This window comes from Pantoea sp. MQR6 (genome assembly GCF_022761075.1).
In the GTDB taxonomy this organism is placed as follows: domain Bacteria; phylum Pseudomonadota; class Gammaproteobacteria; order Enterobacterales; family Enterobacteriaceae; genus Pantoea; species Pantoea phytostimulans.
In genome coordinates this window covers 48324-73843 of sequence record NZ_JAKYXB010000003.1, presented here as the reverse complement: position 1 = coordinate 73843, position 25520 = coordinate 48324, and the positions used below count along the sequence as shown (strand labels likewise).

Genomic DNA, 25520 nt, shown 5'->3' with positions numbered 1-25520 from the left:
CATACTGCTTACTGCTATTTTTTTTGATTAGTTGAACTCAAGCTTCAGACGAACAACCTGACGGTTAATTTCTGACATTACGCTCAGATGCTGTTTGTCTTTGACGCGGGGAATCAACACTTTTCCCTTGTCGAACTCGAACGCGCCAACGTCCTTGATATACAACCTTCCTCGGAACAGCGTTTTTACGTATTTCGCTATTTGCAGCGGATTATAGCGCTGGAAGATCTTCATTCTGTCTAACTCCTAAATTTTTATAAACACGCTTCGCCGTTGCCAAAATCGGTACGAGCCCTTGAAGCGCAAATTGCGGATAAACTATAGAACACTGTGCGTTACTCGTGTTCCGAAAATTGAATTTATTTACTGAGTTGACACACCATTACAGAACACTCTGTTACTGCCGTGACACAACCCAGTATAAACCTTCAGTCGTTAAGGAATTGTGGCGTTGATAACAAACCTGACACTTTGCCGCGACAGCTGCATCATCACTGCCTACTATTGCAATAAAATGACTAACTGGTCTGATCACTTAAGGATGTGTTTATGCGGACAACATGGGCGGCGATATTTTTAACCCTGATAATGCCGGTTAGCGCACTTGCTCACGATATCAAACAGGGCGAGCGCGTTCCCGCAGTAGGCATTAACGACAAAGGCGAACTGCTTTGGCATCAAAATGAGTTTAGCTATAAAAGTTGGAACAGTGCACAGCTGATCGGCAAAGTACGCGTGATTCAGCATATTGCCGGCCGTTCATCAGCAAAGGAAAAGAATGCTGCGCTGGTAGAAGCGATCAAAGCCGCGAAATTTCCGCACGATCGTTATCAAACCACCACCATCGTCAATACCGATGACGCAATTCCGGGCACCGGCATGTTTGTGCGCAGCAGCATTCACAGCAACAAACAGCAGTATCCGTGGTCGCAGTTTATTATTGATAGTAAAGGTAATATTCAAAAAGCCTGGCAGCTTGAAGAAAGCAGTTCGGCGATTGTGGTCGTAGATAAGACGGGGCAGGTTCGATTTGTAAAAGATGGAGCGCTCACGCAGCAAGAGTTGCGGCAGGTAATGATATTGCTGAAAACGTTGTTAAAAGAATAAGCAGTGTTAATAAACGGGAGGAAAACCTCCCGTTTTGCCTATCAGAACAGGGACACACGGAAACCCGGGTTGAGGAAAGATTCACGTGGCGCGTAATCCAGTGTTTTACCCTGCCAGTCGTGAACATGCGCACCCGCCGCCATCGCTACTGCGTGACCCGCTGCGGTATCCCAGATATTGGTTGGCCCAAAACGCGGGTAAAGCTGAGCTTTACCTTCTGCGACCAAACAGAATTTCAATGAAGAACCGGTAGCAACTGTTTGGTGCTCGCCCAACTGTTTCAGGTATTGTTTCATCTCATCATCATCGCCATGTGAGCGACTGACCACCACCAGCGGCGGACGTGCATCCTGCGCCTGAATTTGCACATGCTGACCGCCCTCTTCTTTCCAGGCTTTACCTTCTGCGGCAGAATACATCACGCCCAGCGCGGGCGCATATACCACCCCCATCACCGGCTTACCTTGTTCAATCAGTGCAATGTTGACGGTGAACTCGCCGTTGCGTTTGATAAACTCTTTGGTGCCATCCAGCGGATCGACCAGCCAGTAATGCTGCCAATGCTGGCGAACATCCCAACCTTGCGGATCTTCTTCTGATAATACCGGCACATCAGGAGAGAGCTGTTTTAAACCCTGAATAATGACGTTGTGTGCGGCGATGTCTGCCGCCGTCACAGGCGAGTCATCGGATTTGTGAGAAACGTCAAGCGGTGCCGCGCCATTATAAACGTGCATGATGGCATCGCCCGCTTCACGCGCCAGTTGGCAGATTTGCTCTAACATTTTTCACCTCGTTTTATGCGGCTGCTGCGCGTATGACTCAACGCCAGACCGATTACATGTCAACAGTTCCGCTATCTGCGCCGACTTTTCGGCATGCAGCGGAGCATTTCATAGATATATCAATATCATAGTTCATACAGCATCGCTATGCTTGCCACGTGGCGGCAAAATCTGAATTCTGCGAGCCGCCTTCCAAAGCCTGAAAGCGTTACATCCATCACGTTTTAAAATGACCATTGATCAAGCTTTTACATTATTTTGAGAGCTTCGATCTTTTGGGAGCAGGAGCCTACATGTTTAAGCCTGGCATAACGTTACTGGCGCTTGGAATTTCCAGCGCATTATCGGCAGCAACCGTGGATTTGCGCGTACTGGAAACCACCGATTTGCACAGTAATATGATGGACTTCGATTACTACAAAGATACGCCCACCGAGAAGTTTGGCTTGGTACGTACCGCATCGCTGATTCATGCTGCACGTCAGGAAGTTAAAAACAGCGTGCTGGTTGATAATGGCGATATTATTCAGGGCAGCCCGCTTGGCGATTACATGGCCGCGAAAGGGCTTAAAGCGGGCGAGATCCATCCCGTTTATCAAGCGCTCAATACGCTGGACTACAGCGTGGGTAACCTGGGTAATCACGAGTTCAACTACGGTTTGCCCTATTTGAAAAAAGCCCTTGCTGGTGCCCGCTTTCCTTACGTTAACGCCAATGTGATCGATAGTAAGAGCGGCAAGCCACTGTTTACGCCTTATCTGATCAAATCCACTGATGTCGTCGATCGCGATGGAAAACGGCAAACGGTGAAAATAGGTTATATCGGCTTTGTTCCGCCGCAAATCATGGTGTGGGATAAAGCGAATCTTCAAGGCAAAGTGCGGGTAGACGACATTACCGAAACGGCTCGTCGTTACATTCCTGAAATGCGTAAGCAAGGCGCGGAAGTGATTATTGCCATTCCGCATTCTGGCCTGAGCAGCGAGCCTTATCATGCCATGGCGGAAAACTCGGTTTACTATCTCAGCCAGGTCGAAGGCATAGACGCCATTCTGTTTGGGCACGCACATGCCGTATTCCCAGACAAAGATTTCGCCAACATTAAAGGCGCAGATATCGCTAACGGAACCCTGAACGGCATTCCTGCGGTGATGCCGGGCATGTGGGGCGATCATCTTGGTGTGGTCGATCTGGTGCTGAACAATGACGATGGGCGTTGGCAGGTGAGCAGCGGTAAAGCGCAGGCGCGTCCCATTTACGACATCGCGCAGAAAAAATCGCTGGTGGCTGAAGATCCGGCGCTGGTTAGCGTGCTGGCGGATGCGCACCGTGCTACACGAGAGTTTGTTGCCAAGCCGATCGGTAAATCAGCAGATGTGATGTACAGCTATTTGTCGTTGGTGCAGGACGATCCCACCGTGCAGATCGTTAACAATGCACAGCGTGCCTATGTAGAACATTTTATTCAGGGCGATCCTGACTTAGAACGTCTGCCGGTGCTTTCTGCTGCTGCACCGTTTAAAGCGGGTGGACGTAAAAACGATCCGGCAAGCTATGTTGAAGTTGAAAAAGGAGCGCTAACCTTCCGCAATGCCGCAGATTTGTATCTTTATCCCAACACGTTAGTGGTGATGAAGGTCAGCGGCGCGCAGGTAAAAGAGTGGCTGGAGTGCTCAGCTGGCCAGTTCAATCAAATTGATCCCGCCAGCAGCAAGCCACAATCACTGATCAACTGGGATTTCCGCACCTACAATTTTGATGTGATCGATGGCGTGGAATATCAGATTGATGTGACGCAACCTGCGCGATATGACGCGGAGTGCCAGATGATTCATCCTGAGGCTTCGCGTATCAAGCAGCTTAGCTGGCATGGCAAACCGGTTGATCCGAAGGCGACTTTCCTTGTAGCGACCAACAATTACCGTGCGTATGGCGGCAAATTTGCCGGAACCGGCGATAAGTACATCGCTTTTGCTTCACCGGATGAGAACCGTTCAGTGGTGGCGGCTTATATCAGCGCAGAGACCAAGAAGCATGGCGAGGTTAAGCCACAGGCCGATAACAATTGGCATCTGGCACCGATTGCTTCCACTGCGTCCGTCGATATCCGTTTTGAGACTGCGCCGGGAGAAAAAGCCAACGGCTTTATCAAACAGCATGCGCAATATCCGATGCAGCAGAAAGGCAGTGATGAGATTGGCTTTGCGATTTGGCAGGTGAGCTTGCAGCAGCAGAAGAAGTAAAACAGAGAGGGCGGCATGATTGCCGCCCTTGGGTATTACAGGATTTCGAGCAGCTCGACTTCAAACACTAACGTGCTGAAAGGTGGGATGGATGCGCCCGCACCGCGCTCGCCGTAAGCGAGGTTGTGAGGAATAACCAGTTCCCATTTTGAGCCGACCGGCATCAGGGTCAATGCTTCAATCCAGCCTGCAATCACGCCGCTAACCGGGAATTCCGCTGGCTCGCCACGTGCGACTGAGCTGTCAAACACGGTGCCGTCAATCAGTTTACCGGTGTAGTGAACGCGTACGCGATCCTGACGAGATGGGATTGGGCCTTCACCTTGAGTGATTACGCTGAACTGCAGACCTGATTCGGTGCTGCTCACGCCTTCACGCTGTGCGTAGTCAGCCAGGAACGTCTGACCTTGTGCTGCCATTGCTTCTGTACGCTCACGACGTACGCCTTCCGCACGCTCATGCACTTCACGCAGCGCGCGATGTACCACATCTACCGGGACCGCCGGTGAATTCCCTTCCAGCGCGTCGCGCAGGCCCGCGAGCAGTGCTTCTGGTTGCAACCCTTGCAGACCAGATTCCAGCAACTGCTGGCCAACCTGTAAACCAATACCATAACTTGCTTGTGCTTCGACGCTGTCGAAAGAAGGGGTTGTCATCTTCGTTCCTTTCACTCTGGTAAAAAATTCGAGCGGGCAGCATAGCAGCGCAGGCCGCTGGCGTAAAATGCCCTGCATCGCGGATGACTTTTCGCGATGAAAGAGAAACAATACGCAGGTCAAATTTATCAATGCTGGCGGGCACTTCGCGTCCACATTGCCCATACTGTATCTCAGAACGTTCGAATTGCAGGAAAGCAGCAAGCAGAGAATATCCGGGAGCAAGTAGCCTGCGTATTCGATCCACTGCATATGCAAGTTGAAAAGATGAAAGGTATATCACAACAGACAAGGCTTCTCTTGTCTGTGGCACATAATGAAGAGAGAGAACATGGGCCAGATCGCCCCACGACGCCGCAGGACGCACGCACCGCGTATTTTATCCCGGCTGCAAACCTGGCTGCATCAACGCAAGCCACAGCAATCCGCCGGAGAGGAGGAACCACGAATGGCTTCAGACGCGTCATCCCGCTTACCTAACTGGCTGCATCGTATTTGGCACCTGACAGACACGATTCGCTGGATGGACCCACTACCTGCCCCGCATCGCCGTGGCATTGTTATTGCCCTGCTGCTGATGCTGCTGGCGTTTCTCTGGCCGAGCAGTACGCCAAAATATCCGGTGGAACGTCCTGTGACCTCATCCTCTGAGCAAGAGACGCCGATGCAGGCGGATATTTACGAAAACAAGGCAGCACCTTCACAGCAGCAAACTCCACCGAAAAGTGATTCACAAGGTGCGTGGCGCAGCTATACCGTGGCATCAGGCCAGACGCTGGCGCAGCTGTTTCGCGATAATAATTTGCCGGTGAATGATGTCTTTGCCATGGCGCGTGTCGAGGGCAACGATCAGCCGCTGAGCGCTTTACAAAGTGGACAACAAGTGAAGATAAGACAAGATGCGCAAGGCGCAGTGACAGGATTGACGGTTGAGAGTGCAAATGGCCCGGTGCTGTTTACGCGTCAGCCAGATGGCAGCTTTCTTCGCGCGCAATAAACAAAAACGCCGGCACAAGGCCGGCGTTTTGCGTTGCTGGGTAATAAATTACGCAGCCACTACTTTCACGATCAGTTTCGCGAATACATCGCTGTGAACCTGGAAGTCCACTTCGTGCTCACCGGTGGTGCGCAGAACGCCGTTCGGTAAACGAACTTCGCTCTTAGACACTTCAACGCCAGCTGCAGTTACTGCATCTGCAACGTCGCGGGTACCGATGGAACCGAACAGTTTACCTTCGTCGCCTGCTTTAGACGCGATGGTAACGGTGTCCAGTGCGTTGATTTTCTCAGCGCGTGCAGTCGCTGCAGACAGAACGTCAGCTTGTTTCGCTTCCAGTTCTGCGCGGCGTGCTTCGAAGAATTCAACGTTTTTCTTGGTAGCAGGGACAGCTTTACCCTTAGGAACCAGGAAGTTACGAGCGTAGCCCGCTTTAACGTTAACCTGATCACCCAGGTTACCCAGGTTTGCTACTTTATCAAGCAGAATAACTTGCATTACCTTATCCTCTTAAAGTCGTTAATGGACAGTTGCCGATTACTGATGACGATCAGTGTACGGCAGCAGGGACAGGTAACGCGCGCGCTTGATAGCACGAGCCAGCTGACGCTGGTATTTAGCGCGAGTACCAGTGATACGGCTTGGGACAATCTTGCCGCTTTCAGTGATGTAGTTTTTCAGCGTTGCGATATCTTTATAATCGATCTCTTGAACGCCTTCCGCGGTGAAACGGCAGAACTTGCGACGACGGAAATAACGTGCCATTTGGCTAGTCTCCAGAATCTATCAATTCAATCTGCTCGGCATGTAACACCATTTTACTCTGGCCATTTCGCGCCTGATGGCAGCTAATGAAACCTTCGAGAATGAGTTGCGTGCCGACCGTTATATGTTGAGTAATCACCTGATGGGTGCTGCCGCTGATAATCACCGGCATCCGACACCAGGCTTGCCGGTGAAACCCGGCTTCCTCCTGCACTGAGTTGTGCTCAAGCACAAACTGACAATGCGGGATTCCTGACGGACTTATTTTTCGAACCGGTGTCTTGCACACGGTGCCAGACAAACGCAGTCGATTAGCCGTCACGATGGATTACTCTTCAGAATCCCCAGCATCTGAGTCATCAGCGGATTCGTTAGCAAAATCTTCGCGACGATCACGACGCTCATCTTTCGCTTTAACCATCGGTGATGCTTCAGTTACCGCGTTTTTAACGCGCATAACCATGCTACGGATAACGGCGTCGTTGAAGCGGAAGTTCGTTTCCAGCTCGTCGATCACTTCCTGCGGAGCTTCTACGTTCAGCAGAACGTAATGTGCTTTGTGCAGTTTGTTGATCGGGTAAGCCAGCTGACGGCGGCCCCAGTCTTCCAAACGGTGGATCGTGCCTTCTGCACCAGTGATAGCACCAGTGTAACGCTCGATCATGCCTGGAACCTGTTCGCTCTGGTCAGGATGGACCATAAATACGATTTCGTAATGACGCATCGAAATTGCTCCTTACGGATTATTCAGCCTCCTGTCTGGGTCAACCGCGGCCCGTGGAAGCAAGGAACGTTATAGACCGTGCCCCAATTTTCATGGGTCACAGCCTGAGAATGCGGCTGAAAAATTGACGCGTAATCATACTGATGTCCCCCACTAAACTCAAGAGCACATTTCAACAAATCGTACAGATCGTGCCAAATACCGCTACCTTTTGTGCTATCTCTGCTAATACAACGCGTTGTATAAGAATTGTTCAAATTAGCTGAAGAAGAGCATCAAAAGGCCGACTGGCGACATAATGACCAGCCACTAAACTTTATTCAGACGTCGCGGCCTTTTTGTCGGCGTCCTGCCAGAGTGTTTTCCCTGTAGTGAGGAGTCGAGCATGAAAACGTTCGTCATCGCCACCTTACTGGGTCTCTTCCTGTCTCCACCCGCCCTTGCCAGCAGTGCTGACTGTGCGCAGCAGATGAGAAGTAACAGTAGCAAAGCGGCTTCAGGCTATGTTTACGTTAATCGATTGGATACGCCAGGCAATAGCAATGCCAACGTCACCATCAGCGCAGCGGAGCGGTTATCGAATTCGTACTAATGCCCTGTAACGTAACGGGCTGGCAGCGTGCTACCAGCCCAATTTCATTTACAGCCGGTGTTTAAAGAAACTCACTAGCGCGGTCAGGCCTGAGGGCGTGATTTTGTGGCCGATATGTTTTTCGGACAGCGAGGTCAAATTAGCGTCCAGCCCTTGTTCGCGCAGGGCCGTATCAAGCCTTGTGGTTTCAGTAAAAGACACCACTTCATCAGCTTCACCATGCCACAACAGCAACGGCCGATTAGCCAGCTTATCCAACTGTCCGCAAGGATCGTAACCCGCTAGCGGTGCCATGCGTTCGGCAAACTGCGTCTTTTGTTCTGGTGTGCGCGCCACCAGCGGCGGGAACAGCGTATTGCTGAGCTGCATAAAATAGCCCGACCCCATCATACAGGCGACGCTGTGAATCTGCGGATAACGCGCCATTGCACCTAATGCTGTCATTCCTCCCATCGATGCCCCTGCGACCGCAAAGCGATCATGACTAATCAGGTCATTCTCGCGCAGCGCGGCTTCCAGTTGAGGGACTTCATCAATGTTCTGTTTCAGGATGTCCCAGAAGTGGCTCATTCGAGACTCGGCATCACCGTTGTAGCGCGCCCCATGCATATCCGCATCTGGCATTACCGCACGAAAACCAGCCTGAGCCAGCGCTACGGCGAAATAGGCATAGACCTCTTTAGACGACGTAAAGCCGTGGTAAAACAGCACGGTCGGCAGCCTGGCGTGGCGCTGACCTGCGGGTGCTGCGTGTAGGCATTCAATACCGGCCAATGTTTCCGTGGTGAGTTCAATCATGTGCTCTCCTGAGTAAGGGGCAAAATCTGCTTTGACGTGTACATTCTGCCAATAAAAATATTAATCAGCCCACCCTTGATCTAGATCAATGCGTCCTAAACTTTTCTTCTTACCTGCCGTTGATCTTGTACCCTCCTATCATAATCAAAGGTAATTTATGAAGCGTCTCTCTCTCAGCAGCCTGAGCCTTGGAATAAAGCTGTCTGTACTGACGTCTCTTAGTGTAGCGCTGCTGTTATTTGTCCTGACTCTCACGCAAAGTCATAACGCATCTCGTCAGCTGGAAAGTCTGGCAATGGACGATATGCATAACCAGGTACAAGGCATCAGCGAAATGGCGACGATGTTTAACGCCACACTGACCGAAGAGGTCAGCAGCTACACCCAACTTTTCGCCAGTTTCCTGCCTAAAAATTTTAGCCGCGACGACAGTGCTCGTATTCAGGTGGGTAACTTCTCGACCCCGACGCTGAGAGCCGGACTGAAGACGCTTAACCTTGATCAAACGGCAGTGGATGATTTCACCGAGCGCACTGCTGCGGTTTCCACCATCTTTGTGCGTGATGGCGATGACTTCGTGCGTATTTCGACCTCACTGAAAAAGGAAGATGGCAGTCGCGCAATCGGTACTCAGCTGGATCGCACCAGCGCCGCGTGGAAAAGTGTGAATCAGAGTGAGGTTTATCGCGGTCTCGCCACGCTGTTTGGTCATCGCTATATCACGCAGTATCAGCCGGTGAAAGATAGCAGCGGTACGGTCGTTGCCATTCTGTTTGTCGGCGTACAGATTGATAAAGAATACGCCTTAATGCGTGAAAAAATACTGGCGCGTCGACTCGGCGAAAGCGGCCACTTTTACGTGCTAAATGGAACGTCAGGCAAATTGCAGGGCCAATACCTGTTTGATAAGCAGCGTGAAGGCCAGCAGCCCGCTTGGGATAAAGCGCTTCTGCAGCAACTGGTCACTCAACCACAAGGTATCCGTGAAGCAGAAATTGCGGGCGAGAATAAGATGCTTGCCTGGCAGCAGTTGCCTGGTTGGAATTGGGTGATTGTGGGTGAAGTCAACCGCGCCAGCCTGCTGGCTCCTATCACCCATAGCCGCAATCTGTTTATGATCACCGGTCTGGTTCTGGTGGTGATCTTCGCGCTTGGTTTTGCCTGGTACAGCCGACGCGCCATTACTCGCCCATTACAGCAGGTTATCCATCTTGCAGAGCAATACGCTGCGGGCAATCTGCAGGTTCATCTTGATACGTCGCGACGTGATGAAGTGGGTCAGTTGATCACGGCCATTAACGGCATTGGTGACGGTTTAGAAAAAATTGTGGCGCAGGTGCGCGGCGCGGCGCAAGAGATCAGCGATGGTACTGACACTATCGCCGCCAGTAGCCAGGATATCAGCGCCCAGATAAGCCGTCAGGCCAGCAGCGTTGAAGAAACCTCGGCCAGCATGGAACAGTTTGGCGCGACGGTGGAACACACGGCAGACAGTTTACGCCAGGCGATGTCGTTGGTATCGGAAGCCACCAGCATGGTGAATCACGGCAGCAAAACAGTGGTGCGCTCGGTCAACACTATGTCGGCGATTAAAGTTTCGTCACAAAGCATTGCCGACATTACTCACGTGATTGAATCGATCGCTTTCCAGACCAATATTCTGGCGCTCAATGCCGCTGTTGAAGCCGCGCGTGCCGGTGAGCATGGCCGCGGCTTTGCTGTTGTCGCGGCTGAGGTGCGTGCGCTGGCGCAGCGTTCGGCACAGGCCGCCAAAGAAATTGATGGCCTGATTGCGACTTCCATCAGTAACGTTGCTGAAGGCCATACCTTGTCTGAGCAAACACGCGAAGCGATGACTAACATTGTGACGCACATTGAGCAGGTTCAGGCATTGATGGGTGAAATCAACGTTGCCGCGCAGCAGCAGGCAGCGGGCATTGGTCAGGTGAATCTGGCCATGAATCAGATCAGCCAGGCGACGCATCAGAACAGCGATTTAGTGGCGCAGGCAGAAACCACTGCACAGAACCTGAGTCAGAAAGGGCATCATCTGACGCAGTTGGTCAGCGTTTTTAACCTCAAATCGTAATTGCCTGCGGGACGGTGTGACATACACTTAATACATCGTCCCTCAGGAGGATTTGCCATGCGTTACGCTTTCCTGTTGTTTTTTGCCTTACTGCTCAGCGGCTGTTCAGTTTTTAAAGATACGCCGGAAGCGCCGCCTGCGCCGACCAGCCATGCACAAGAAATTTCACGATCGCAAACTCACGGCTTGCCGAAGCTGGGCACGATTAGCGTTAGCGTGCGCGGTTCGCCAGATGACGCTGAGCGTGAAATCGATGCGCGAGCAAATCAAGCGGGTGCGATTTACTATCAGATTGTGATGGTTGATGAAACGGTGATGCCAGGCTTATGGTACGCCACGGCAACATTATACGGCGCTTCAACTGCCGCTCGCGCGCAGTAATAAACGATCGGTCAGCGCGTTTTCTAACGGACGCGATCCGCGCAAATCGAGCCATTGGCGACACCATGCATCAGCAATCGGCGGCTCAGCATATTTCAGCAGTTGCGCCGCCGTTGCCAGTTGTAGCAGCTGATGCGTGAATTCATGCGCCTGCACTTCCTGCGCTTTATGCAGCCGCAGCTTGAGCTGACGCCAGCGCGCATCAAAATGGCGATTGCTGCCTTTTACCGCATCAAATTCCTGGTTCAACATGTCGATGATGCCAGATTGCCGGGTGAGTACCCGCAGCACATCCAGGCACATCACATTCCCGGATCCTTCCCAAATGCTGTTAACCGGCATGTCACGATACAGGCGCGGCAGTTCGCTCGCTTCGCAATAGCCGATGCCGCCTAATACTTCCATCGCGTCGGCGACAAACGGCATGCCCGCTTTGCAGACGCCATATTTCGCTGCTGGCGTGAACAAGCGAGCAAAACTGACTTCATGCGGTTGGGCAGGCTGCGACCAGGCGCGAGCCAGACGTAATAAAAATGCGGTTTGCCCTTCTAACTGCAGCGCTTGCGTCGCCAGCATCTGTCGCATCAAAGGCTGGTCCACCAAATTTTTTCCCTGCACCTGACGCTGATGTGCATGATAGAGCGCCACGGAAAAAGCGCGTCGCATTTGACCGTGGCTGCCAAGAGCACAATCGAAACGCGTCATGCTGCCCATTTTCAGGATCATCCGCACGCCTTCGCCTTCTTCGCCCAATAGCCAGCCAATGGCATCTTTAAACTCAACTTCTGCGCTGGCATTCGAGCGATTACCGAGTTTGTCTTTGAGTCGTTCAATAACGATCGCGTTGCGCTCGCCGTCAGGAAGCAGACGCGGCAGAAAAAAACAGCTTAACCCTTGCTGGGTTTGCGCCAGAATCAGATGCGCATCGCTTTGAGGCACAGAAAAGAACCATTTGTGGCCGACGATACGATAGGCTTCGCCAGGCCCGCGCTGCTCCAAAGGCTCTGCGCGAGTGGTATTGGTCATGACGTCGCTGCCGCCCTGTTTTTCCGTCATGCCCATGCCAATCAACAACCCACGCTTCTGTTCGCCAGGTTGTGCATGCGTGTCGTAACGATCGCTCAACAGGGGATCGAGCCAACCTTCAAACGCGGCGGGAAGCGTCCGTTGTAGCAAAGGAATGGCAGCGTGCGTCATGGTCACCGGACAAAGCGTGCCGGCTTCCACTTGCGCATGGAGAATAAAGCGCGCCGCACGCGCCACGCTGGCGCGTTCAAGCACATTGGGCTGCCAGGTAAGATTATGCAGACGGCTGGCGCAAACGCCCTGCATCAGTAAATGCCAGGCTGGATGGAAGCGCACTTCATCAAGACGCGCGCCACGCGCATCGTAACGCAGCAGTTCGGGTGGCTCAGCGTTGGCTAAACGGCCCAGCTCCAGTGATTCGGCGCTGCCAAGCTGCATACCAACCGAGGCGAGCCAATCGCGATCCCATTCACCGCCTTCACGCAGTAGCGCTTCACATAACGGCGTATCCGACAGAAAGAGATTACTGTTGCTAAGAGGTTGCGGCTGATTGAATACGGTGTGGGTTGTCCAGGTCATAACGGCTCCTCACGGATTTCACTCCCTAATTATGGGAGTGATGCGCAGTTATGCCTGGTACAGAAACTTTTTTGCGGTGGCGATCACGCCATCAGCGATTACAGCGCGCGTTGACGCACCGCTTCAAACAAACAGACGCCGGTTGCGACTGACACGTTCAGCGAGGAAACGCTGCCCGCCATTGGAATGCTGATCAGCTCATCGCAATGCTCTCGCGTGAGGCGACGCATACCTTCACCTTCCGCGCCCATCACCAAGGCCATTGGACCGGTCATTTTGCTCTGATACACAGTGTGATCGGCTTCGCCGGCGGTACCCACTACCCAAATGTTGTATTCCTGCAGCAAGCGCAAAGTACGCGCCAGGTTAGTCACGCGAATTAACGGCACGTTTTCAGCTGCGCCGCTGGCCACTTTTTTCGCTGTTGCGTTGAGTGTCGCGGAGCGATCTTTTGGGACGATGACCGCATGCACACCCGCAGCATCGGCGCTACGCAGGCAAGCACCCAAATTGTGCGGATCGGTGACGCCATCCAGCACCAGTAAAAACGGTTTTTCCAGGCTTTGCAGCAGATCCGGCAGATCGCCTTCCTGATACTGGCGGCCCGGCTTCACGCGCGCGACAATACCCTGATGCACGCCACCTTCAACCTGGCTATCGAGCCATTGACGGTTAGCCAGTTGAATCACGATACCTTGAGCTTCCAGCGCGGTTACCAACGGTTGCAGACGACGATCGTCGCGGCCTTTGAGGATAAAGACTTCCTGGAAACGTTGTGGATCGTTTTCCAGCAGCGCCTGCACGGCATGGATACCAAAAATTATTTCGCTCATCGATCTGCTCAGTATTGGGAGAATGAATGGATTACGAACCGCCCTTGCTCTTCGGAGCAAGGGCGGAGATGCGCATCAGACAGGATTTGCCTTCTTCGCGGCGCGCTTGGCCTTAGTGGCGGCGGCGATTTTACGGGTTTTCTCCGAGACTTTTTTACTTTTTTTCTCGGTGTTTGCAGCAGCAGGCTTTTTCTTTTCGCCAGCGGGCTTTTTCTTCTCACCGCGGAACGCGGAATCTGGCTCGAAGTTAGCCTTCTTACTGATTTCACGACGACGCTTCGGCGGTGCTTTGCCTTCACGTTTATCGCGTTCACGAGCCGTTTTACCTTCGCCGCGTGGCTTGCGAGAGCTGGAAATCAGGGCAAAGTCGATTTTACGCTCATCCATGTGCACCGCTTCAACTCGGACTTCTACGGCATCACCCAGACGATAAGTACGCCCGCCTGATTCGCCAATCAAACGCTGACCAATCGGGTCGAAACGATAATAGTCATTGTCGAGCGTTGATACGTGTACCAGACCATCAATGAACAGATCGTTGAGGCGAACGAAGAAGCCAAAACCGGTGACGCTAGAAATGACGCCATTGAAGACATTGCCGACCTGATCCTGCATGAAGTCACACTTCAGCCAATCAGCAACGTCGCGGGTGGCTTCATCAGCACGGCGTTCAGTTAAGGAGCAGTGCTGGCCCAACTGCAGCATTTGCTGCATCTCGTAGTGATAACCGCCAGTTTCGGTAGTAATGCCTTTCACTTCGCCCTGCTCTTTTGCCAGCAGATATTTGATTGCGCGGTGCAAGAGCAGGTCTGGGTAACGGCGAATCGGTGAAGTAAAGTGCGCGTAAGAGGTCAATGCCAGACCGAAGTGACCACGGTTTTCTGGATCGTAAACGGCCTGCTTCATTGAGCGCAGCAGCATGGTTTGCAGCATTTCCGCATCAGGACGATCGGCAACTTGCGTGAGCAGCGCTGCGTAATCGATGGGTTGCGGCTTAGTCCCGCCCGGCAAGGTCAGCCCCAGCTCGTTTAATACGGTGCGGAAGCTTTTAATACTTTCATCGGTAGGACGATCATGATCGCGGAACAGCGCCGGCTCTTCATTTTTTTCAACAAAGCGTGCCGAGGCAATGTTCGCCAAAATCATGCACTCTTCAATGAGTTTGTGCGCATCATTACGCGAAGTGCGCTCTACACGTTCGATACGACGTTCAGCGTTGAAGATAAACTTGGCTTCTTCCGTTTCAAACGATATACCACCACGCTCTTCGCGCGCCGCTTCCAGCGCCTGATACATATTATGCAGCTCTTCAAGCTCTTTGACTCGCGGCGCATATTGCTCGCGCAGTTCCGCATTGCCCTGCAGAATATTCCACACTTTGGTGTAAGTCAGACGCGCATGCGAATTCATCACCGCTTCGTAATGCTTAAAGCCTGTCAGCTTGCCTTTGGATGAGACGGTCATTTCGCACACCATACACAGGCGATCGACCTGTGGGTTCAGCGAACATAATCCGTTGGAAAGCACTTCCGGCAGCATAGGAACGACTTGAGACGGGAAGTAAACTGAAGTGCCACGCTGATGGGCTTCATCGTCAAGCGGCGTGCCTGGACGTACGTAATAGCTGACATCCGCAATCGCAACCCACAAACGCCACCCACCGCCACGCTTTTTCTCACAGTAAACGGCATCATCAAAGTCTCGCGCATCTTCACCGTCAATAGTGACCAGCGGCAGCTGTCGCAAATCAACACGCCCAACTTTGGCCTCTTCTGGCACCACTTCACTTAGCTTGCTTACCTGTTTCTCTACTTCTGGCGGCCAGGTGTGTGGAATCTCATGGGTACGTAATGCCATATCGACGGCAAGGCTAGTGCCCATATCATCGCCAAGAATTTCAGCGATTTTACCAATGGCTTTCGTGCGGCGTGTTGGACGTTGTACCAGTTCGACCACCACCACCGAACCCATGCGGGCGTTCAGGGTTTCTTCTGGTGGAATGAGAATATCGAAACTCAGGCGGCTGTCGTCAGGCACCACAAATCCGGCTCCCGCATCAGTGAAGTAGCGGCCCACGATTTGATTGTTACGCGGCTCTTGCACACGCACAACGCGCGCCTCACGACGGCCTTTGCGATCCGCGCCCAAAGGCTGAGCGAGAATGACATCGCCGTGCATGCAGAACTTCATCTGTTCTGCAGAGAGGTAGAGATCGTCTTTCTGCCCTTCTGCGCGCAGGAAACCGTAGCCATCACGGTGGCCGATAACTTTGCCGCGCAGCAGATCGAGACGTTCAGGTAAGGCGTAACATTGACGGCGAGTGAACACCAGCTGGCCGTCGCGCTCCATTGCACGTAAGCGGCGACGTAATGCTTCAAGGTGTTCTTCTTCTTGCAAATTCATTTCTTGCGCCAGCTCATCGCGGCTGGCTGGTTTTTCGCGTTTTTCTAACAGCGCCAGGATAAATTCCCGGCTTGGAATTGGGTTTTCGTATTTTTCAGCTTCTCTATCCTGATAAGGATCTTTTGACATAACGGTTCCTCCGATGTCATTTAATTTTCATTGCCACCGGCGGTTCGGACAATATGATTTCATATAAAGGTGTATTTCCTTCAACGAGATCCGCCAGGGTATAGCTATCCAGTTCCCGTAAGAATACCTGCACCGCAGCATGGAGTGCATTCCTTAAACGGCAAGCTGGCGTAATGGCACACGCGCTGCAATCTACTAATTGTAGCGGTTCCATCTTACGAACGACTTCACCAATGACGATTTGATTGGCTTTCATGCCTAAACGAATGCCGCCATTTTTACCGCGCGTAGCTGCCACAAACCCAGCACGGCTTAATTGATTGATGATTTTGACCATATGATTACGCGATACGCCATAGGTATTGGTTACTTCGGTAATGTTAGTCAACTTGCCTTCCGGCAAGGTAGCCATATATATCAAGGCCCGCAGACCATAATCAGTAAAACTTGTCAGCTGCACATTAACCTCGGTGAATCATCAAAAGTGGCATTGATTCGTGTGTTCGCCTTGCGATTAATTTCAATTGTTAACCGGTTCGCTTTTTAATTAAGTAAGATGATAAACCAGAGTCTGGGCAGCTGTGCGTTTTTTTAAGCCAGAGGGTGATTTGATAAGCGAAGGGATATTCAGGGGCGTCAAAGCGCGGAAAAACAAAGGCCGGAGATTGTCCGGCCTCAATGTGATTATGCGTCGAACGGATCGCGCAGAATCATCGTTTCACTACGATCAGGGCCAGTAGAGATGATATCAACCGGCACGCCAGTGATCTCTTCTACGCGTTTGATGTAGTTACGGGCAGCTTGTGGCAAGCCTTCCAGTGTTTTCACACCAAAAGTCGTTTCGCTCCAGCCTGGCATTGATTCGTAAATCGGCTCAATGCCTTCCCAGTTTTCTGCCGCCAGCGGTGTGGTGGTTGCTTCACTGCCATCTGGCATGCGATACGCTACGCAGATTTTCACTTCTTTCAGGCCATCCAGCACGTCCAGCTTGGTCATGCAGAAACCTGATAAAGAGTTGATCTGAACGGCACGACGAACAGCAACAGCGTCCAGCCAACCAGTACGACGACGACGACCCGTGGTAGCACCAAATTCGTTGCCTTGCTTACACAGGAACTCACCCGTTTCATCAAACAGTTCCGTTGGGAACGGGCCTGCACCTACGCGAGTAGAGTAAGCTTTAACGATGCCCAGCACATAATCAACGTAACGAGGACCAATACCTGAACCGGTGGCAACGCCGCCTGCGGTGGTGTTTGATGAGGTTACATACGGATAAGTACCGTGATCGATGTCCAACAACGTACCTTGTGCGCCTTCGAACATGATCAGGTCGCCACGCTTACGCGCGCCGTCCAATAGTTCAGACACATCAACAACCATGCTGGTCAGGATGTCGGCAACCGCCATCACATCACTCAGCACTTTGTCGAAATCGACAGCTTCTTCTTTGTAGTAATGCACCAGCTGGAAGTTGTAGTAATCGACCACTTCTTTCAGTTTGGCTGCGAAAGTTTCTTTGTTGAAGAGATCGCTAACACGCAGAGCACGGCGAGCCACTTTATCTTCATAAGCCGGGCCAATACCACGGCCGGTGGTGCCGATCGCTTTGGCACCACGCGCTTTTTCGCGCGCCATGTCCATCGCAACGTGATATTGCAGAATCAGCGGACAAGCTTCAGAAATCAGCAGACGTTCGCGTACCGGAATCCCACGCGCTTCCAGGCCTTTCATCTCTTTCATCAATGCTTCAGGAGAGAGAACCACGCCATTACCAATAATACTGGTAACGTTTTCGCGCAGAATGCCAGAAGGGATCAAGTGGAGAACGGTTTTTTCACCGTTGATGACAAGTGTGTGGCCCGCATTGTGGCCGCCTTGATAACGCACAACGTAATTCGCGCGTTCAGTCAGAAGGTCTACAATCTTACCTTTACCTTCGTCACCCCATTGGGTGCCCAGTACGACGACGTTCTTACCCATTTCTCAAAATCACCGATTGCTTAAAAATGGATTCTACCATCTGATCGGGTCGCTTTCAGCACTTTTAGCATACGATTGCGCGCTTTTTTGCCTGAGTTTTGATCACTACAACATGTGGGGGGAAACGCGCCTTAAAACCACAATTTAGGCTGTGAGCGATCGCGCATCAGATATTGCCGTGCATGCTTAACATGCAATAAATCACTACACCCGCGACCACTAAGCCGCCGCCAAAACGATGCAGCAGGCGATCGGGCAGTTGCGTCATGGTTTGAATTAACCGCCGCCAGGCACGTGGCATAAACATCGGTCCTAAGCCTTCCAGCACCAATACCAACGCTAATGCCATCCAGATACTCGTGTTCATTCCTGTAATCCAAAAAAAAGGCCGACAAAAGTGTCGGCCCGTAGGTTATATCAGTTCTTATCGCGTTGCGTTAGAGGGCGCTTTCATATATCGGAAGAAATCGCTGTCTGGACTCAACACCATGATGTCCTGATTTTCGTTGAAGCTATTTTCATAAGCGCGCAGGCTGCGGATGAAAGCATAGAAATCCGGGTCCTGACTAAACGCATTTGCAAATAACTTCGCCGTTTCAGCATCACCATCACCGCGGGTAATCAACGCTTCACGCTGTGCTTCTGCGATGGTACGTGTTACCTGATAATCGGCCTGAGCGCGCAATTTCTCCGCCTCTTCCTGACCTTGTGAACGCTGACTACGCGCTACCGCTTCACGTTCTGCACGCATACGGTTAAAGATGGCGTCAGACACTTCGGTCGGCAAGTTAATTTGCTTAATACGCACATCAACAACCTGAATACCTAACGCCGCCATGCTGTTCGGGTTTGGCGCAGGTTCACTGCTGTTGGTTTCACGCTCAACGCGCGCTGCCGCGTTAGCAATCGCATCATCAGCGGCGGGTGTCGCAATTTCGTCGTCGTTGCCCGCGCTACCGGTATTCAGTGCATCACGCACGTCAGTGGTTAAGCGGCCACGCGAATCCGTCACGATGTCTTTCACATCCAGACGACCCATTTCAGAACGCAAACGGTCACTGAACTTACGTTTCAGCAGCACTTCAGCCTGTGAAACGTCACCGCCGCCGGTTGCCAGGTAATAACGGCTAAAATCACTGATGCGCCATTTGATATAAGAGTCAACGATCAGGTCTTTTTTCTCTTTGGTTACAAAGCGATCGGCTTGGTTATCCATGGTCTGAATACGTGCATCCAACGATTTAACCGTTTCGATAAACGGAATCTTGAAATGCAGACCCGGTGAAAACACCTGTGGTTTGTTTTCATCATCGCGCAACACTTTACCGAAACGCAGCACAATGCCCCGCTGGCCTTCTTGCACAACAAACAGCGATGCGTAAAGCGCCACCAGCACAACAATAAGTAAAAAGATTATGGGCTTACGCATCGATTACTCTCTCCCTTCGCGCTGGGTATCGTTGCGCTGAGCATTCACTCGACGCTGATCCAGGACGCTGTCTGGACTGTATGACGAACTTTCACTGCGGCTGGTATTACGGTCTGAAAGGGGTGGCAGCGTTGATGAACTCGTGCCTTTTTTACCACTCTGACCGGAAGAATCCATGCCACGCATCAGTTGATCAAGCGGCAGCACCATCAGGCTATTACCACGATCATTAACCAGCACCTTACGAGTGTGACTCAACACGCGTTCCATGGTTTCGATATACAGACGCTCTTTGGTGATCTCTGGCGCGGCTTTATACTCCGGCAGAATCTTGGCAAAACGCGCTACTTCACCTTGTGCTTCCAGAACAGTACGCTCTTTATAAGCACGTGCTTCTTCAAGCAGACGTTGCGCCTGGCCATTGGCTCGCGGCTGAACTTCGTTGGCGTAAGCTTCCGCTTCACGTACGTATTGCTCGCGGTTTTCACGCGCTGCAATTGCATCATCAAACGCTGACTTCACCTCTTCCGGCGGACGTGCTGCCTGGAAGTTGACGTCAAGCACCGCAATACCCATGTTGTATGGACGAATGGTTTCATCGATTTCACGTTGGGTATCGCTACGCACCACGGTACGGCCTTCAGTCAGAATGCGGTCCATGGTTGAACGACCAATAACGCCACGCAGCGCACTGTCAGTTGCCTGACGCAGGCTGTCATCGGCGCTGGTCACTGCATAGAGATAGCGCTCTGGATCGGTCACGCGGTACTGCACGTTCATTTCTACGCGCACCACGTTCTCATCAGACGTTAACATCACGCCAGAAGCCGCCAGTTCACGTACCGCTTCAACGTTAACCGCGCGGACCTGATCGATAAATGTCGGCTTCCAGTTAAGGCCCGGCTCAACCAGATGGCTGAATTTACCGAAGCGTGTAACCACGCCGCGTTCCGCTTCTTTGATGGTGTAGAATCCGCTGGCGGCCCAGATGACCACAGCAGCAACAGCTACAATGCCAACAATTTTTCCACCGCTGCCGGAGCCGCGCTGACCGTTGTCACTCTGTTTGCCACCGCCCAGTCCACCGAGCTTCTTGCTCAGCTTACGGAAGATATCATCCAGATCAGGTGGCCCTTTATCTCGACCTCCTTTATTTCCCCCAGAGTTGCCGCCTTGATTATTGCTGCTTCCCCACGGGTCGCGGTCCTGTCCGTTATTTCCGGGCTGATTCCACGCCATGTCTCTACTCCATTTATTGTATTTGCGGCTTACCTTCATCTTTCATGCTGGCGCGACGTTAGCTGCTCTCGCTTACCCCAATGACTTACCGCAGTATGCTTTATGGGATTCGCTCAATGACTGCCTTGCTACAACCTGAAATCTATTGGGTAAGTTCGATTGGGCAACATGTCAAACAATGTAACTGGTTAGTGACGGCTCTTGTTTACATAAACGACGCCAGTCAACAATTGGCATCCTGATCTGTAAACCGACACTGCCGTCTTCTTCATTCCACTCTTTTTCAATCGCCTGCAACTGATAGAAACGGCTGCGCAAGCGCCCCGCATCTGGTGGCAGACGCAAATCATATTGGGCAATTTCACCCGACAGGCGCTCTGACAACGCTTGCCACAACAAAGGGATACCCACGCCAGTCTGGGCTGAAAGCCAGACACGAATCGGCAGGTTTTCTTCGTTGCGATCAATACGCGGTTCAAAATTATCGAGCATATCGATTTTATTCATGATCAGAAGCTTCGGTATTTCGTCCGCTTCAATCTCTTCAAGAACCGTATCTACGGCTTCGATATTCTCATTCAGTCGCACGTCTGCACCGTCAATGACGTGAAGCAGCAATGCTGCCTGACGCGTTTCTTGCAGTGTAGCTTTAAACGCAGCGACAAGGTCATGCGGGAGATGGCGAATAAACCCAACAGTATCCGCTAATACCACCTCGCCAACATCAGCCACATTCAAGCGACGTAAAGTAGGATCAAGGGTCGCAAAGAGTTGATCCGCAGCGTACACATTGGCAGAGGTAATGGCGTTAAACAGAGTGGATTTTCCGGCGTTGGTGTAGCCTACCAGAGAAACGGTGGGTACATCGGCTTTAGCGCGCGCCTGACGTCCCTGCTCGCGCTGTTTTTCAACACGCTCAAGACGGGAAAGAATCTGGCTTATGCGGCCACGTAATAAACGGCGGTCAGTCTCTAGCTGCGTTTCACCCGGGCCACGCAGGCCAATACCGCCTTTTTGGCGTTCAAGGTGCGTCCAACCACGCACAAGACGCGTAGCAAGATGACGTAGCTGAGCCAACTCGACCTGCAATTTACCTTCGTGGGTGCGGGCGCGCTGGGCAAAGATATCAAGGATTAAGCCTGTGCGATCAATCACACGGCATTCGCATAACCGCTCCAGGTTTCTTTCCTGAGCGGGCGTTAAGGCATGATCGAATAATACGACCGATGCTCCACTTGATTTTACCGCATCGGCAATTTCAACGGCCTTTCCTTCACCGACAAAATACTTCGGGTGTGGCGCTTTACGACTGCCGGTAATGACTTGCAGCGCTTCGACGCCAGCAGAAGAAACCAGGGTTTCAAATTCCTGTAGATCTTCTACCTCTTTGTCTTGGGAGAACCAGATGTGTACCAGTACGGCCTGCTCACCGGCATCATAACGGTCAAACAAGCTATAACCTCGCTAAAAATAAAAGACCAGGACGGAAAACGATTAACGTTCTCCAGTCCTGGCTGAACGGCGGCGCCTTATTCTGCGCTATCACCGTCTTGTTGTGGCTGCGGCTGCGCTGATGGCGTGCTGCCGCTATGATGGTAATTATTCGTGCTGCCGCCGGTATTATTGCTATGGTGAGAAACCGGACGTGAAGGCACTACGGTAGAAATGGCATGCTTGTACACCATCTGACTGACCGTGTTCTTCAACAAAATCACAAACTGATCAAATGACTCAATCTGACCTTGCAGCTTAATACCGTTAACCAAATAAATCGAAACCGGAACACGTTCACGACGCAATGCGTTCAAAAACGGGTCTTGTAATGATTGCCCCTTAGCCATTCTATCTTTTCCTTATATGCTTGTTGTTTGTTGCTTTTAGAACCTAGAGTTCTGAAAAAACTGCGTAAAAATTTGCGCACGATAACCAGCCAATTGTACACAATCACCCATGCTTCGCACTAAGAACCTGTAACACCGTTTCGCGGGCTAATTGGGGTTCGTCGCTGTCTAACCAGTGAACGTTTTCCCAACCACGTAGCCATGTCATTTGGCGCTTAGCGAGCTGCCGGGTCGCGCAAATTCCCCGATAAACCATCTCGTTGTAATCAATTTCGCCAGATAAGTAAGACCACATCTGACGATATCCCACACAACGAATGGAAGGCATGTCCGTATGCAAATCACCTCGTGCAAACAGGGCCCGAGACTCCGCTTCAAATCCTGACGCTAACATCTGTTCGAAACGTAAAGCGATGCGCTGGTGTATCAGCTCGCGGCTCGCGGGGGCGATGGCAAACTGGTACACGTCGTAGGGTAACGCTTCGCCGGACGTTTTTGTCAGTTCCGTTAAAGTTTTACCCGAAATAAAAAAAACTTCCAGTGCTCGCGAAATTCTCTGCGGATCATTCGGATGAATACGACTGCCGGCAACCGGATCGATTTCACACAGTTGGCGGTGTAAGGCTTCCCATCCATCATCACGCGCCATTTGCTCTATACGCTGACGAACCTCCGGATCGGCCGAGGGCAGCGGCGACAATCCTTCAAGTAACGCCTTGAAGTAGAGCATAGTTCCACCAACAAGCAACGGAATACGTCCGCTTCGGACAATATCCGCCATTTCTGCTAAAGCATCGCGACGAAATTCCGCAGCCGAATAGGCCTCTGCGGGATCGCGTATGTCTAACAAACGATGGGGTGCCAACGCTAACTCTTCAGCCGACGGTTTCGCCGTGCCAATATCCATCTGACGATAGATTAAGGCAGAATCCACGCTGATAAGTTCCACAGGCAACTGCTTGCGCAGCTCAATCGCTAAGGCGGTTTTGCCCGAAGCGGTGGGTCCCATCAAAAAAATAGCCTTGGGCCGGCCAGCCTGGTTTAGTTCACTCATGCTTCAACGCGTTGATCGCGCTCTCAGTTTCAAGGGCTTGTAATAAGCCTGAAGGCGGCGATTTTAATAGCTGTGGGCAAAGCCGTTCCAGCTCAGCCAACAATGTAATCGCCTGCGAGTGATTCCAGTTTTGAGACTCTGCATCTTCGCGTCGTGCCAGCCATTGAGCCAGCTGCGCGGCAGAATTCTCTTGCTGTCGGGCCAAATAGCCTAACAGCTCAGGAATCAAGATTTGTAAATTTTGTGTTCGTAACGGTAAAGGCACTGCGCGTAAGGTCACATGGTCGCCTTGTGGCTGCAAATCAATTGCCATCTGATTGAGTAAGCTGGCATTTTCTTGCGCCGCCTTGCGCTCAACCTGTGCAATTTTCAGCCGGACCGGAATCAACAATGGTTGCGGTTTCAATCCCGCTTCGCCAGGCTGAAGCTGGGCCTGTTTCAACCAGCGAGATGCAACCGGTAGCGCCATAAGCATCAGGGTTTCATTTTGTTCCAGCAGCGCATATTGGCCCTGTATTACCGTTAATACGCGACCAAAACTTTGTGCATGCGCTGCCAGCGGAGCTTCTTTTACCGCTGGACGAAGCGTGGTTTCTGGCGCGCTAACCTGCGGCGTTTTCAGCAATTGCTGATACACCGAGCCTTCACGCTTACTGTAACTGTTCTCTTTCGTTTGCCACGCGGGAACCTGAGCTGGAGCTGGAGCTGGAGCTGGAGCTGGAGCTGAGACACTTTCACTGCGGCGCGGCGCGGGCTGGGCAAAATGGTTGCCTCCCGCCGCCTGGCGGTTTTCGGGCTGCCAGCGCGGAGCCGGTTCTTCAGCTTGCAACGTAGGCAACGTTGGCGCGGCACTCGCCTGTAAAGCGCTGATTACGCCTTGATAAATAAAATCATGCACCAGTCGCGACTGATGAAAGCGCACTTCATGTTTTGCCGGATGAACGTTCACATCGACCTGATGTGGGTCGATCTCCAGATAAAGCACATAAGCGGGTTGTTGGTCGTCCTGCAGCTGCGTTTGAAAAGCCTGGCGAATGGCATGATTGATCAACTTGTCACGCATCATGCGGCCATTAACATAGCAATATTGCAGCTCGCTAACCTGACGTGAACCGGCGGGATCGGCGACCCATCCGCGTAAAGAGAGATCATCATGTTGCCAGTCAATACGCATCGCATGTTGCATAAAGGTGGTGCCGCAAATCGCGCCCAGACGGCGTTCGCGCTGCCCTTCATCAGTGACAGCACGATATTGGCGCATCAATTTGCCGTTGTGGCTAAGTGAAATAGCCACGTCAAAACGCGCCAGCGCAATGCGACGGACAACTTCATCGATATGCGTAAATTCGGTTTTTTCGGTACGCATAAACTTGCGGCGTGCAGGCGTGTTGTAGAACAGGTCGAGCACCTCAAGCGTGGTGCCGCAAGGATGTGCCGCCGGTTTGACTGTGACCGCCATATCGCGCCCTTCTGCATAGGCCTGCCAGGCTTCATTTTGCTCAGCAGTACGTGAAGTCAATGTCAGACGCGAAACGGAACTGATACTCGCCAGCGCTTCGCCACGAAAGCCCAGGCTCATAATGGCTTCAAGATCGTCAAGTGAGGCGATTTTACTGGTGGCATGACGTGCCAGCGCCATCGCCAGTTCTGCCTTGTTAATGCCGCAGCCATTATCGCGGATGCGGATCAGCTTGGCACCCCCCTTTTCAATATCCACATCAATGCGTGTCGCACCAGCGTCGAGGCTGTTTTCCACCAGCTCTTTTACAACCGATGCGGGACGCTCAACCACTTCGCCTGCGGCAATTTGATTAGCCAGCTGCGGCGGTAAAATTTGAATCGGCATGATGGATATCCTTTTAGCGGG

27 protein-coding genes are annotated in these 25520 nt (G+C 52.0%); 7 read left to right on the top strand and 20 right to left on the bottom strand.

The genetic code is table 11. The features are described 5' to 3' along the window. Window positions 1-27: 27 nt before the first annotated feature. Window positions 28-234 (bottom strand): DUF1107 domain-containing protein, encoded by a 207-nt coding sequence (locus MUG06_RS13115; RefSeq protein ID WP_215845493.1) that lies wholly within the window; start codon window positions 232-234, stop codon window positions 28-30. Between the two features lie 315 nt (window positions 235-549). On the opposite strand from MUG06_RS13115, the gene MUG06_RS13110 reads away from it, so the two are divergent. Next, on the top strand, window positions 550-1107 hold the full coding sequence (locus tag MUG06_RS13110; RefSeq protein WP_243078851.1) for a YtfJ family protein: 558 nt from the start codon (window positions 550-552) through the stop codon (window positions 1105-1107). Between the two features lie 41 nt (window positions 1108-1148). Here the strand turns inward: MUG06_RS13110 and cysQ are convergent, their stop codons facing one another. Next, complete coding sequence (gene cysQ / locus MUG06_RS13105) at window positions 1149-1892, bottom strand: 3'(2'),5'-bisphosphate nucleotidase CysQ (RefSeq protein ID WP_215845491.1); 744 nt, start codon at window positions 1890-1892, stop codon at window positions 1149-1151. A 293-nt stretch (window positions 1893-2185) separates the two neighbouring features. Here cysQ and MUG06_RS13100 point away from each other — a divergent pair, with 293 nt between their 5' ends. After that, window positions 2186-4135, top strand: a complete 1950-nt coding sequence (locus MUG06_RS13100) for a bifunctional 2',3'-cyclic-nucleotide 2'-phosphodiesterase/3'-nucleotidase (RefSeq protein WP_243078850.1) — start codon at window positions 2186-2188, stop codon at window positions 4133-4135. A 35-nt stretch (window positions 4136-4170) separates the two neighbouring features. Here the strand turns inward: MUG06_RS13100 and fklB are convergent, their stop codons facing one another. Continuing rightward, window positions 4171-4791, bottom strand: a complete 621-nt coding sequence (fklB, locus tag MUG06_RS13095) for an FKBP-type peptidyl-prolyl cis-trans isomerase (RefSeq protein ID WP_243078849.1) — start codon at window positions 4789-4791, stop codon at window positions 4171-4173. A gap of 96 nt (window positions 4792-4887) precedes the next feature. Between fklB and MUG06_RS13090 the strand changes: the two genes are divergently transcribed. Together MUG06_RS13090 and MUG06_RS13085 are read left to right on the top strand one after the other, a co-directional pair. Further along, window positions 4888-5271 carry a hypothetical protein gene (locus MUG06_RS13090; RefSeq protein WP_243078848.1) on the top strand — a complete coding sequence of 128 codons (384 nt, stop codon included), beginning with the start codon at window positions 4888-4890 and terminating at the stop codon, window positions 5269-5271. Beyond that, the gene (locus MUG06_RS13085; RefSeq protein ID WP_243078847.1) at window positions 5240-5788 is read left to right on the top strand and encodes a LysM-like peptidoglycan-binding domain-containing protein; all 549 of its coding nucleotides are present in this window, start codon (window positions 5240-5242) and stop codon (window positions 5786-5788) included. Before MUG06_RS13090 ends, MUG06_RS13085 begins: the two co-directional genes overlap by 32 nt. 48 nt (window positions 5789-5836) lie before the next feature. Here MUG06_RS13085 and rplI read toward each other — a convergent pair whose 3' ends face one another. From rplI to rpsF, 4 genes are read right to left on the bottom strand one after another with little or no spacing between them, the layout of a single operon-like run. Further along, window positions 5837-6286, bottom strand: coding sequence for a 50S ribosomal protein L9 (rplI, locus tag MUG06_RS13080; RefSeq protein ID WP_215845488.1), 450 nt, complete (start codon window positions 6284-6286; stop codon window positions 5837-5839). Between the two features lie 39 nt (window positions 6287-6325). After that, complete coding sequence (gene rpsR, locus MUG06_RS13075) at window positions 6326-6553, bottom strand: 30S ribosomal protein S18 (protein ID WP_000135199.1); 228 nt, start codon at window positions 6551-6553, stop codon at window positions 6326-6328. Between the two features lie 4 nt (window positions 6554-6557). Then, window positions 6558-6875: a primosomal replication protein N gene (priB, locus tag MUG06_RS13070; RefSeq protein WP_215845487.1), complete on the bottom strand. Its 318-nt coding sequence runs from the start codon at window positions 6873-6875 to the stop codon at window positions 6558-6560. Window positions 6876-6881: 6 nt separating this feature from the next. After that, window positions 6882-7277: a 30S ribosomal protein S6 gene (gene rpsF / locus MUG06_RS13065; protein ID WP_215845486.1), complete on the bottom strand. Its 396-nt coding sequence runs from the start codon at window positions 7275-7277 to the stop codon at window positions 6882-6884. A gap of 385 nt (window positions 7278-7662) precedes the next feature. On the opposite strand from rpsF, the gene MUG06_RS13060 reads away from it, so the two are divergent. Further along, the gene (locus MUG06_RS13060) at window positions 7663-7869 is read left to right on the top strand and encodes a hypothetical protein (protein WP_215845485.1); all 207 of its coding nucleotides are present in this window, start codon (window positions 7663-7665) and stop codon (window positions 7867-7869) included. A gap of 48 nt (window positions 7870-7917) precedes the next feature. Here MUG06_RS13060 and yjfP read toward each other — a convergent pair whose 3' ends face one another. Further along, on the bottom strand, window positions 7918-8667 hold the full coding sequence (yjfP, locus tag MUG06_RS13055; protein ID WP_243078846.1) for an esterase: 750 nt from the start codon (window positions 8665-8667) through the stop codon (window positions 7918-7920). 157 nt (window positions 8668-8824) lie between these two features. Between yjfP and MUG06_RS13050 the strand changes: the two genes are divergently transcribed. Then, window positions 8825-10756, top strand: coding sequence for a methyl-accepting chemotaxis protein (locus tag MUG06_RS13050; RefSeq protein WP_215845483.1), 1932 nt, complete (start codon window positions 8825-8827; stop codon window positions 10754-10756). 57 nt (window positions 10757-10813) lie between these two features. Then, a complete protein-coding gene (gene bsmA / locus MUG06_RS13045; RefSeq protein ID WP_215845482.1) occupies window positions 10814-11137 on the top strand; it encodes a biofilm peroxide resistance protein BsmA in 324 nt (107 codons plus the stop codon). On the opposite strand, the gene MUG06_RS13040 is transcribed toward bsmA, so the two are convergent. The 12 genes from MUG06_RS13040 to mutL form a co-directional block, all read right to left on the bottom strand. After that, window positions 11114-12742: an isovaleryl-CoA dehydrogenase gene (locus MUG06_RS13040; RefSeq protein ID WP_243078845.1), complete on the bottom strand. Its 1629-nt coding sequence runs from the start codon at window positions 12740-12742 to the stop codon at window positions 11114-11116. The two genes, bsmA and MUG06_RS13040, sit on opposite strands and share 24 nt — an antisense overlap. Window positions 12743-12840: 98 nt before the next feature. Continuing rightward, complete coding sequence (rlmB, locus tag MUG06_RS13035; RefSeq protein WP_215845480.1) at window positions 12841-13575, bottom strand: 23S rRNA (guanosine(2251)-2'-O)-methyltransferase RlmB; 735 nt, start codon at window positions 13573-13575, stop codon at window positions 12841-12843. A 75-nt stretch (window positions 13576-13650) separates the two neighbouring features. Continuing rightward, the gene (gene rnr, locus MUG06_RS13030; protein ID WP_243078844.1) at window positions 13651-16107 is read right to left on the bottom strand and encodes a ribonuclease R; all 2457 of its coding nucleotides are present in this window, start codon (window positions 16105-16107) and stop codon (window positions 13651-13653) included. A gap of 16 nt (window positions 16108-16123) precedes the next feature. After that, entirely contained in the window at window positions 16124-16567 is a 444-nt protein-coding gene (nsrR, locus tag MUG06_RS13025; protein WP_215845479.1) for a nitric oxide-sensing transcriptional repressor NsrR, read from the bottom strand. A gap of 224 nt (window positions 16568-16791) precedes the next feature. Next, complete coding sequence (locus MUG06_RS13020; RefSeq protein ID WP_215845478.1) at window positions 16792-18090, bottom strand: adenylosuccinate synthase; 1299 nt, start codon at window positions 18088-18090, stop codon at window positions 16792-16794. A 166-nt stretch (window positions 18091-18256) separates the two neighbouring features. Next, window positions 18257-18457, bottom strand: coding sequence for a DUF2065 family protein (locus tag MUG06_RS13015; protein ID WP_243078843.1), 201 nt, complete (start codon window positions 18455-18457; stop codon window positions 18257-18259). Between the two features lie 57 nt (window positions 18458-18514). Further along, complete coding sequence (gene hflC, locus MUG06_RS13010; protein ID WP_215845476.1) at window positions 18515-19519, bottom strand: protease modulator HflC; 1005 nt, start codon at window positions 19517-19519, stop codon at window positions 18515-18517. 3 nt (window positions 19520-19522) lie between these two features. Then, on the bottom strand, window positions 19523-20758 hold the full coding sequence (gene hflK / locus MUG06_RS13005) for an FtsH protease activity modulator HflK (RefSeq protein ID WP_215845475.1): 1236 nt from the start codon (window positions 20756-20758) through the stop codon (window positions 19523-19525). A gap of 171 nt (window positions 20759-20929) precedes the next feature. Beyond that, window positions 20930-22210, bottom strand: a complete 1281-nt coding sequence (gene hflX / locus MUG06_RS13000) for a ribosome rescue GTPase HflX (RefSeq protein ID WP_215845474.1) — start codon at window positions 22208-22210, stop codon at window positions 20930-20932. 77 nt (window positions 22211-22287) lie between these two features. Next, the gene (hfq, locus tag MUG06_RS12995; protein ID WP_215845473.1) at window positions 22288-22599 is read right to left on the bottom strand and encodes an RNA chaperone Hfq; all 312 of its coding nucleotides are present in this window, start codon (window positions 22597-22599) and stop codon (window positions 22288-22290) included. Between the two features lie 103 nt (window positions 22600-22702). After that, entirely contained in the window at window positions 22703-23653 is a 951-nt protein-coding gene (gene miaA, locus MUG06_RS12990) for a tRNA (adenosine(37)-N6)-dimethylallyltransferase MiaA (protein WP_243078842.1), read from the bottom strand. Continuing rightward, window positions 23646-25499 carry a DNA mismatch repair endonuclease MutL gene (gene mutL, locus MUG06_RS12985; protein ID WP_243078841.1) on the bottom strand — a complete coding sequence of 618 codons (1854 nt, stop codon included), beginning with the start codon at window positions 25497-25499 and terminating at the stop codon, window positions 23646-23648. Before mutL ends, miaA begins: the two co-directional genes overlap by 8 nt. Window positions 25500-25520 lie beyond the last annotated feature (21 nt).

Excerpts from the sequence above, each read along its gene's own strand:
- MUG06_RS13115 (WP_215845493.1), bottom strand. The coding sequence starts at position 234 with ATGAAGATCTTCCAGCGCTATAATCCGCTGCAAATAGCGAAATACGTA.
- MUG06_RS13110 (WP_243078851.1), top strand. The coding sequence starts at position 550 with ATGCGGACAACATGGGCGGCGATATTTTTAACCCTGATAATGCCGGTT.
- cysQ (WP_215845491.1), bottom strand. The coding sequence starts at position 1,892 with ATGTTAGAGCAAATCTGCCAACTGGCGCGTGAAGCGGGCGATGCCATC.
- MUG06_RS13100 (WP_243078850.1), top strand. The coding sequence starts at position 2,186 with ATGTTTAAGCCTGGCATAACGTTACTGGCGCTTGGAATTTCCAGCGCA.
- fklB (WP_243078849.1), bottom strand. The coding sequence starts at position 4,791 with ATGACAACCCCTTCTTTCGACAGCGTCGAAGCACAAGCAAGTTATGGT.
- MUG06_RS13090 (WP_243078848.1), top strand. The coding sequence starts at position 4,888 with ATGAAAGAGAAACAATACGCAGGTCAAATTTATCAATGCTGGCGGGCA.
- MUG06_RS13085 (WP_243078847.1), top strand. The coding sequence starts at position 5,240 with ATGGCTTCAGACGCGTCATCCCGCTTACCTAACTGGCTGCATCGTATT.
- rplI (WP_215845488.1), bottom strand. The coding sequence starts at position 6,286 with ATGCAAGTTATTCTGCTTGATAAAGTAGCAAACCTGGGTAACCTGGGT.
- rpsR (WP_000135199.1), bottom strand. The coding sequence starts at position 6,553 with ATGGCACGTTATTTCCGTCGTCGCAAGTTCTGCCGTTTCACCGCGGAA.
- rpsF (WP_215845486.1), bottom strand. The coding sequence starts at position 7,277 with ATGCGTCATTACGAAATCGTATTTATGGTCCATCCTGACCAGAGCGAA.
- MUG06_RS13060 (WP_215845485.1), top strand. The coding sequence starts at position 7,663 with ATGAAAACGTTCGTCATCGCCACCTTACTGGGTCTCTTCCTGTCTCCA.
- yjfP (WP_243078846.1), bottom strand. The coding sequence starts at position 8,667 with ATGATTGAACTCACCACGGAAACATTGGCCGGTATTGAATGCCTACAC.
- MUG06_RS13050 (WP_215845483.1), top strand. The coding sequence starts at position 8,825 with ATGAAGCGTCTCTCTCTCAGCAGCCTGAGCCTTGGAATAAAGCTGTCT.
- bsmA (WP_215845482.1), top strand. The coding sequence starts at position 10,814 with ATGCGTTACGCTTTCCTGTTGTTTTTTGCCTTACTGCTCAGCGGCTGT.
- MUG06_RS13040 (WP_243078845.1), bottom strand. The coding sequence starts at position 12,742 with ATGACCTGGACAACCCACACCGTATTCAATCAGCCGCAACCTCTTAGC.
- rlmB (WP_215845480.1), bottom strand. The coding sequence starts at position 13,575 with ATGAGCGAAATAATTTTTGGTATCCATGCCGTGCAGGCGCTGCTGGAA.
- rnr (WP_243078844.1), bottom strand. The coding sequence starts at position 16,107 with ATGTCAAAAGATCCTTATCAGGATAGAGAAGCTGAAAAATACGAAAAC.
- MUG06_RS13020 (WP_215845478.1), bottom strand. The coding sequence starts at position 18,090 with ATGGGTAAGAACGTCGTCGTACTGGGCACCCAATGGGGTGACGAAGGT.
- MUG06_RS13015 (WP_243078843.1), bottom strand. The coding sequence starts at position 18,457 with ATGAACACGAGTATCTGGATGGCATTAGCGTTGGTATTGGTGCTGGAA.
- hflC (WP_215845476.1), bottom strand. The coding sequence starts at position 19,519 with ATGCGTAAGCCCATAATCTTTTTACTTATTGTTGTGCTGGTGGCGCTT.
- hflK (WP_215845475.1), bottom strand. The coding sequence starts at position 20,758 with ATGGCGTGGAATCAGCCCGGAAATAACGGACAGGACCGCGACCCGTGG.
- hfq (WP_215845473.1), bottom strand. The coding sequence starts at position 22,599 with ATGGCTAAGGGGCAATCATTACAAGACCCGTTTTTGAACGCATTGCGT.
- miaA (WP_243078842.1), bottom strand. The coding sequence starts at position 23,653 with ATGAGTGAACTAAACCAGGCTGGCCGGCCCAAGGCTATTTTTTTGATG.
- mutL (WP_243078841.1), bottom strand. The coding sequence starts at position 25,499 with ATGCCGATTCAAATTTTACCGCCGCAGCTGGCTAATCAAATTGCCGCA.